The organism is Corynebacterium sp. LK14 (assembly GCF_008042215.1).
In the GTDB taxonomy this organism is placed as follows: domain Bacteria; phylum Actinomycetota; class Actinomycetes; order Mycobacteriales; family Mycobacteriaceae; genus Corynebacterium; species Corynebacterium striatum.
Genome location: NZ_NOVQ01000024.1, coordinates 1 through 1,085, shown reverse-complemented (window position 1 = coordinate 1,085; position 1,085 = coordinate 1). Strand labels below are relative to the sequence as shown.

At 44.4% G+C, this 1,085-nt stretch carries 1 protein-coding gene; it reads left to right on the top strand.

The genetic code is table 11. The annotated features are described in order from the left end of the window. Positions 1–167 precede the first annotated feature (167 nt). Positions 168–680 (top strand): hypothetical protein, encoded by a 513-nt coding sequence (locus tag CHU71_RS12670; RefSeq protein ID WP_147761269.1) that lies wholly within the window; start codon positions 168–170, stop codon positions 678–680. The last annotated feature ends 405 nt before the right edge of the window (positions 681–1,085 follow it).

Below are 1,085 nucleotides of genomic sequence, written 5' to 3'. Positions count from 1 at the left end.
TTTCCTTGGCATGTTCCAGATTTTCCCATCTACTCAAACGGAACAAAAACCTGGGGCACTTCAGAATTTAGTTCATTATCACATTGTAAGTTTGCTCTCTTCTTATTTTTCCTAACTAGATCTAACATCAAAAATGTTTGTGGACACCACCTTTAGAAAGGAAAACAATGAGAAAAACCGTGGCGTTTTTGGTTGCCGCACTCCTTAGTTTTACCGGCGTAGAGGCTCACGCGACACCGGCTCCTATGACAGCTCAGTCAAAGCATCAATCTGTGCCCAAGAATTCTGAAGATACTTTATTTTCCGAAGGCTCTAAGATTCAAAGGCTTTCAGGAAGTCAATTCCAAGTATCGACCCCAGATCATCAATATCAAGTCACGGTTGATAAAGCTGCAGGCACAGCGACCGTAATCGATGAAAACAACAATGAACAAACATTTAAGATTCCAAATACGCGAGGAAATTCGGAACAGGGAAAACCTGTTGTTACTCCATATTTTAATTGGTCCTCGGTGCCTTGTGCGATGCTACTTTGGGCAGTAGGAATAATTCATCATGTCGGTTGGACAGCAGCAGCGGGAATAATCGCAGCCGAGGGACCTGCAGGGGCAGCACTAGCCGCCGCTATTTGGGCTTATGGAGTCGATGCTTTCTTCGCTCTTGTGGGCAGCCAGTGCTAAAAGCAAGTGCTTAATTTTGGAAAAGAGATCATGCACGTCACTCGAATAGAACTCGGCATAATAGTGTCAGCACTAACATGTGTTTTCGCGTTTTTTCGCCAACTTCCTTTGAGTATTGGAATCGCAGTCATTGGTGCCTTGCTGCTTGTTCTCCTTCCAGAGAGACAAAGATTAGATCGAAAAGCTCAGCAACGGGGAATACGCCGGTTTGGTTTATTCACAATGTGGATTGGACTCTGCTTTAGCATCGCAATCTTTGTACATGATTTTTTACTCACACAGGATGTGTATTTTCCCGCGCTAGTAGCAACGCTAGCTGTTGCAGCGGCAGGAGGCTCTCTGGTACGCACGAAGAAACTTCTGTAATGAAATAAAGAAATCCATTCTTGAGCTCACTACCGCATG

Coding starts and splice junctions, on each gene's coding strand:
- CHU71_RS12670 (WP_147761269.1), top strand. CDS start 168: ATGAGAAAAACCGTGGCGTTTTTGGTTGCCGCACTCCTTAGTTTTACC.